Below are 5,067 nucleotides of genomic sequence, written 5' to 3'. Positions count from 1 at the left end.
TCGTGAAACGAGAACATATGAAATTATTGAAGATGTTAAAAATTTGCGCAGTGAGCTTGGGATTCTATACCTAAGCGATTTCAATGAAAAAGTTCTCAATAAGCTGTTAAAGGAAAATCACTTGGTATTCAATCTCCTTTTCGAAGCTGATCCAAACGTTTTTGTCAGCTCGAAACATCCCCTTGCCGAGAAAGCATCCGTTTCTCTTGAAGACTTAGATAATTATCCGTTTCTTGCATTCGAACAAGGTAAGTATAATTCTTTCTATTTTTCAGAAGAAATCCTAAGTACTGTTCCTAGAAAGAAAACAATCCATGTTAGTGATCGTGCCACTCTTTTTAATTTATTAATCGGATTAAACGGATATACTATCAGCTCAGGCATATTGAATAGCGATTTGAACGGAGACAATATTGTTGCCGTCCCTCTAATAACAAATGAAAAAATGCGTATTGGATGGATTGCAAATGAAAAAACTCATCTCAGTGTATTAGCTCTTGATTATATTTCAAAATTAAAAAAACTTATTTGCTAATATGTATACAAAATTGATTAGCAAAATGTCTCCACTTAAATCTAGCGGAGACATTTTTTCATGCAACAAACAAGGTTTTTATTGCTTCATAAATTCGGTGTGCAATGTATGGATTATTCATTGTATATAGGTGTATACCATCAACACCCTGTGACATTAAATCTACTATCTGCTCAATCGCATATGCAATTCCCGCATCACGCATTGCAATCGGGTTATTTTCATACCTATCCATGATAGAAAGAAATTTCTTTGGAAGGTTCACACCGCAGAGGGTAACCATACGCTCAATCTGCTTCTTATTTACCACAGGCATTATACCTGCTTCAATCGGAACCTTGATACCTGCTACGGTAGCGTTTTCCCAGAATGAATAAAAATACTTATTATCAAAGAATAACTGCGTTATCAACTGGTTAGCCCCTGCATCCACCTTACTTTTTAGATTTCGTATATCTTCAATAATTGTCGGACATTCGCTATGACCTTCAGGATAGCAAGCTCCTATTATATTGAAATCTCCATTTTCTTTTATAAATGAAATCAGATCGCTAGCGTACTTGAAATCTTTTTTTGGTGTGAAGTCTGTATTAATATCTCCTCGCAGTGCAAGAATATTTTCTATACTAGCACCTTTAAAATCCTCCAATACTTTAAGAACTTCTCCTTTTGTTAGGTTTATGCACGGGAGATGGGCAACACTTTCAATCCCATAATTATTTTTGACATCAGATGCAATTTTAAGTGTGTCAGTGCTGTTTTCGCTTCCACCAGCTCCAAATGTCACACTAATAAAGTCTGGGTTAAGACCTTTTAGTTCGTTAACCGTATCATAAATTGTATTTACAGAGTCGGTTCGTTTGGGAGGAAATATTTCAAATGACAGGACTCTTTTCGTTTTAAACAAATCGGATGTCTTCATACATATAAGTTCTTTCTGACCTCTTTTGTTGCAGCAACTACATTTTCAAGACTAGGCACAGTTTCTTTGTTTTCTCTTGTTTTCAGTCCACAGTCAGGATTAACCCAAAGCTTTCCCTTCGGAATTTTCTCAAGCATCTCGAACAGTGCTTCCTTAATTTCCGAAACACTCGGAATTCTTGGCGAATGAATATCATAAACACCGGGTCCGACTTCCGTTTTAAACCCAAATACATTTAACGTTTCAACAATACCTAGAGCAGAACGCGCAGCCTCGAAGGTGATAGCATCCGCATCCATATCCTCGATATTTTTGATGATATCCGAGAACTCACTGTAGCACATATGCGTATGGATTTGTGTTTCAGGTTTAACACCGCTATGGACCAATCTAAAAGCTGGAATTGCCCAATCAAGGTAGTCTTCATGCCAATCACTTTTCCTAAGCAGCAATTTTTCTCTGAGGGCCGCTTCATCAATCTGAATAATTTTTATCCCATTTGCTTCAAGATCAAGCACTTCATGCCTTATAGCGAGAGCGAGCTGGAAAGCGCAATCCTTTAGTGAAATATCTTCTCGAGTGAATGACCAATTTAATATGGTTACCGGTCCCGTCAGCATTCCTTTTACATATTTTGTAGTAAGAGACTGCGCGTAAACCGAATAATCAATAGTCATTGGCTGAGAGCGGGAAACATCTCCCCAAACCACAGGTGGCTTTACGCATCTTGTACCATAAGACTGAACCCATGCCTTTTCAGTAAATATATATCCATCGAGTTTTTCGCCAAAATATTCTACCATATCATTACGCTCAAATTCACCATGAACCAGCACATCAAGTCCGATTTTTTCTTGCAAAGCAATGCATTCAGCAATTTTATCCTTATTAAAGGCGGTATATTGATCGAAAGAAATCTTGCCGCTTTTGTAACTTGAACGATTGGCTTTCACTTCTGCCGTCTGCGGAAAGGAACCAATAGTAGTTGTTGGAAGCAATGGTAGATTAAATTCTTCTTTTTGAATTTTTTCTCGTTCACCGAATGCTGGCATCCTTACAAAATCATTCTGCGAGAGAGCATAAACTGCAGTTTGAACGGCTGAATCGCCACAATTTCTCGTTCCGTTAAAAAGCTTTTCATTTTTAATATATTCATCAGTTAACATCGGGTCGTTGATTGATAATATATTTTTCAGTTCAAAGAGTTCCATTAATTTTTCTTCTGCAAAAGCAAAATGCCTTTTGTAATCATCTGCTAGTTTACTCTCGTTGCTTAATGTATATGGAACGTGAAGAAGGGAACATGAGGTGCTTAATATAATATTATTGCAGTATTTCCTTAGTTCTCCAACCAAGCATACTGTATTTGCATAATTGTTTCGCCATATATTCTTTCCATTTATAACACCTGCAAAAAGAATTTTATTATCGGGAAATCCATTTTTCTTCACCAGCTCGAGTGACTTTTTCCCCTCTAGAAAATCAAGTCCGATTCCGTCAAATGGAAGTGCTATAATTTCACGATAGCAATCCCTAATATCGCCAAAATATGTTTGCAAAAGTACTTTTACACTTCCCTTATTCGATAGGATAGCGCTATATACTTTATTGATAAGACTTATATCCTCTTCAGATAAATCCATAACAAATCCCGGCTCATCAAACTGGACCCATTGAGCGCCAAGAGTATCAAATTTTTTGAGTATGTCTATGTAAGCATTAATAACATTTGATGTGAAATCCTTAGCTGTTTTTTCCCCCGTAAATCTTGCCAGCTTTAAAAATGTGAACGCACCAATAATAACAGGCTTTGTTTCTATTCCATATTTTTTTGCTTCGATGAACTCATCAAATGGTTTTGTTCCGACAAGCGAAATATCAGCTTCATCCTCAATTTCCGCCTCCATATAATGATAATTTGTATTGAACCATTTTTTCATGGCCAGAGCTTTCACATCACCCTTTTCGCCCTGATAGCCCCTAGCCATTGCAAAATATTCATCCAAAGAATCAATTCCTAATTGCTTATATCGTTTCGGAACTGCATTTAGTAAAATTGCTGTGTCTAGAAGATTATCATAAAACGAAAAATCATTTGATGATATATAGTCAATTCCACTTCTCTTTTGATCATTCCAATGTTTTTTTCTTAGTTCGGCAGCAGTTTTTTTAAGATCCCCTTTTGTTAAAGTATTCTTAAAGTATTTCTCTACTGCAAATTTCAATTCTCTTAAAGATCCCACTCTAGGGTAACCGATAACTGTAGTTTTCATAATTCTTCACCTCGTTGTTTCTATATAAAAATTTTATCATTAAACCCTAACTATAGTGTAATTCTTGTTAATTATGAATAGTCATAGTGTTATCCTATGGCTATTCACAATTAATTCAGATGCACTCCAACCACACATTTCAGGAAAGACGTCTCAAAGCGAATGTCGACCTGAATGGAATACTGCAGCAGCTAACTCACTCTTACCATTCTTCTTTGGTATCTCTATATATGCAGTATTATATTGCCTATATCCATTTTCTTTAACAGTTCCAAATATATTTCCAATTATCTTATACTGCCAGTATAGAAGATCAAAGGGAACACCTCCAATACAAGAAAAAGAGCCTGTATTTTTACAAGCTCACTTTTATCGTTTAATTCTTAACCTTTTAGCCCTTTATAGTTATAGTTTCCTTTTTTAATCTCATTAATTTCTGCTTCAACTGCTTCCTTATAACCTGGATCTTCTTCTTCTTTTTTTGAGCACTTCATGCAAAGGCAAGCTTTATTAAACCTCGACATGATTCGACCATTTCTTAAGCTTCCACCACATTTATCACAATACTCTTGTGTGAAAAATCTATCCATAATCTTTCCTCATTCCACATCAACATATTCCATTATAATTTGGAGTGCTGCATCATAGCTTTCTGCTTCATACACTCTTGCAGTCATTTCATTGGCCTGTATATTTTGATCTGCCTTATTCAAGGCTTTCTTAGCTAGTCTAATAAGATTGAAGATATTTCCATCTGCTCCCACTAATTTACATTTTGGTTTCATCACTTTTCTCCTCTAATGCTGTATATCTTGGATATTCATAACCTTGTGGATCAATTAATATTCTCTCCCCATTGTCCTTATTAATAACCCTTATACAAAGGACTTCACCTTCATCATTAATACCACCTTCATCCTTTTGAATAAAGGATTGGTCTTCAAGTAGGTCAGCAGTCAAAGTTCTAAACTCTTTATCACTTAGCTTAATCTCCCTAGTTACCTGGTACTTGGCACCCTCATAACCTTTTTGTTTTAAATCTTTTGTTACTTCCTTTACCACTTCAAGGTCACTAGCCTTTCTTACAAATATGGCTTTCATCTTATCCTCCTTATTGGTAGATTTCTTCATTACATTAATCACTCTAAAAGGGAATAATAGCAAGTAAATATCGTAATTTAAAAGCAGACCTCAAATGAAGTGCACCCCGAATGTTGGACAAAAAAACTAACATTTGGAGGTGCATTTTTATGTCAAAATATTCGTATGAAGAAAGATTAGAAGCAGTTATTAGAATTGTAGAAGGAGGCATGTCTCCCAAACAGAGCGCTAAAATA

7 protein-coding genes are annotated in these 5,067 nt (G+C 35.7%); 1 reads left to right on the top strand and 6 read right to left on the bottom strand.

Going from position 1 to position 5,067, the window contains the following annotated elements:
• On the top strand, positions 1 to 535 hold a 535-nt coding region (locus tag Q0L29_RS06170; protein ID WP_296619987.1), incomplete at its 5' end, for a LysR family transcriptional regulator substrate-binding protein.
• Between the two features lie 58 nt (positions 536 to 593).
• Here the strand turns inward: Q0L29_RS06170 and metF are convergent.
• The 6 genes from metF to Q0L29_RS06140 all read right to left on the bottom strand — a co-directional run.
• A complete protein-coding gene (metF, locus tag Q0L29_RS06165) occupies positions 594 to 1,457 on the bottom strand; it encodes a methylenetetrahydrofolate reductase [NAD(P)H] (RefSeq protein WP_296619985.1) in 864 nt (287 codons plus the stop codon).
• Positions 1,454 to 3,730, bottom strand: coding sequence for a 5-methyltetrahydropteroyltriglutamate--homocysteine S-methyltransferase (gene metE, locus Q0L29_RS06160; RefSeq protein WP_296619984.1), 2,277 nt, complete (start codon positions 3,728 to 3,730; stop codon positions 1,454 to 1,456). The genes metF and metE overlap by 4 nt, the downstream gene beginning before the upstream one ends.
• A 383-nt stretch (positions 3,731 to 4,113) precedes the next feature.
• Positions 4,114 to 4,320 (bottom strand): hypothetical protein, encoded by a 207-nt coding sequence (locus tag Q0L29_RS06155; protein ID WP_296619982.1) that lies wholly within the window; start codon positions 4,318 to 4,320, stop codon positions 4,114 to 4,116.
• Positions 4,321 to 4,329: 9 nt separating this feature from the next.
• On the bottom strand, positions 4,330 to 4,515 hold the full coding sequence (locus tag Q0L29_RS06150; protein WP_296619980.1) for a hypothetical protein: 186 nt from the start codon (positions 4,513 to 4,515) through the stop codon (positions 4,330 to 4,332).
• Entirely contained in the window at positions 4,499 to 4,861 is a 363-nt protein-coding gene (locus Q0L29_RS06145) for a hypothetical protein (RefSeq protein ID WP_296619978.1), read from the bottom strand. Before Q0L29_RS06145 ends, Q0L29_RS06150 begins: the two co-directional genes overlap by 17 nt.
• A gap of 13 nt (positions 4,862 to 4,874) precedes the next feature.
• A partial coding sequence (locus Q0L29_RS06140; protein ID WP_296619977.1) for a hypothetical protein occupies positions 4,875 to 5,067 on the bottom strand: 193 nt, incomplete at its 5' end.

The organism is Marivirga sp., from assembly GCF_024636815.1.
Lineage (GTDB): Bacteria > Bacteroidota > Bacteroidia > Cytophagales > Cyclobacteriaceae > Marivirga.
The sequence above is the reverse complement of the archived record's forward strand: the minus strand, read 5'-3'. Positions and strand labels throughout refer to the sequence as shown.

Bases quoted from the DNA above. Each gene is read 5' to 3' on its own strand.
- Q0L29_RS06150 (WP_296619980.1), bottom strand. From the start codon at position 4,515: ATGAAACCAAAATGTAAATTAGTGGGAGCAGATGGAAATATCTTCAAT.
- Q0L29_RS06145 (WP_296619978.1), bottom strand. From the start codon at position 4,861: ATGAAGAAATCTACCAATAAGGAGGATAAGATGAAAGCCATATTTGTA.
- Q0L29_RS06155 (WP_296619982.1), bottom strand. From the start codon at position 4,320: ATGGATAGATTTTTCACACAAGAGTATTGTGATAAATGTGGTGGAAGC.
- metF (WP_296619985.1), bottom strand. From the start codon at position 1,457: ATGAAGACATCCGATTTGTTTAAAACGAAAAGAGTCCTGTCATTTGAA.
- metE (WP_296619984.1), bottom strand. From the start codon at position 3,730: ATGAAAACTACAGTTATCGGTTACCCTAGAGTGGGATCTTTAAGAGAA.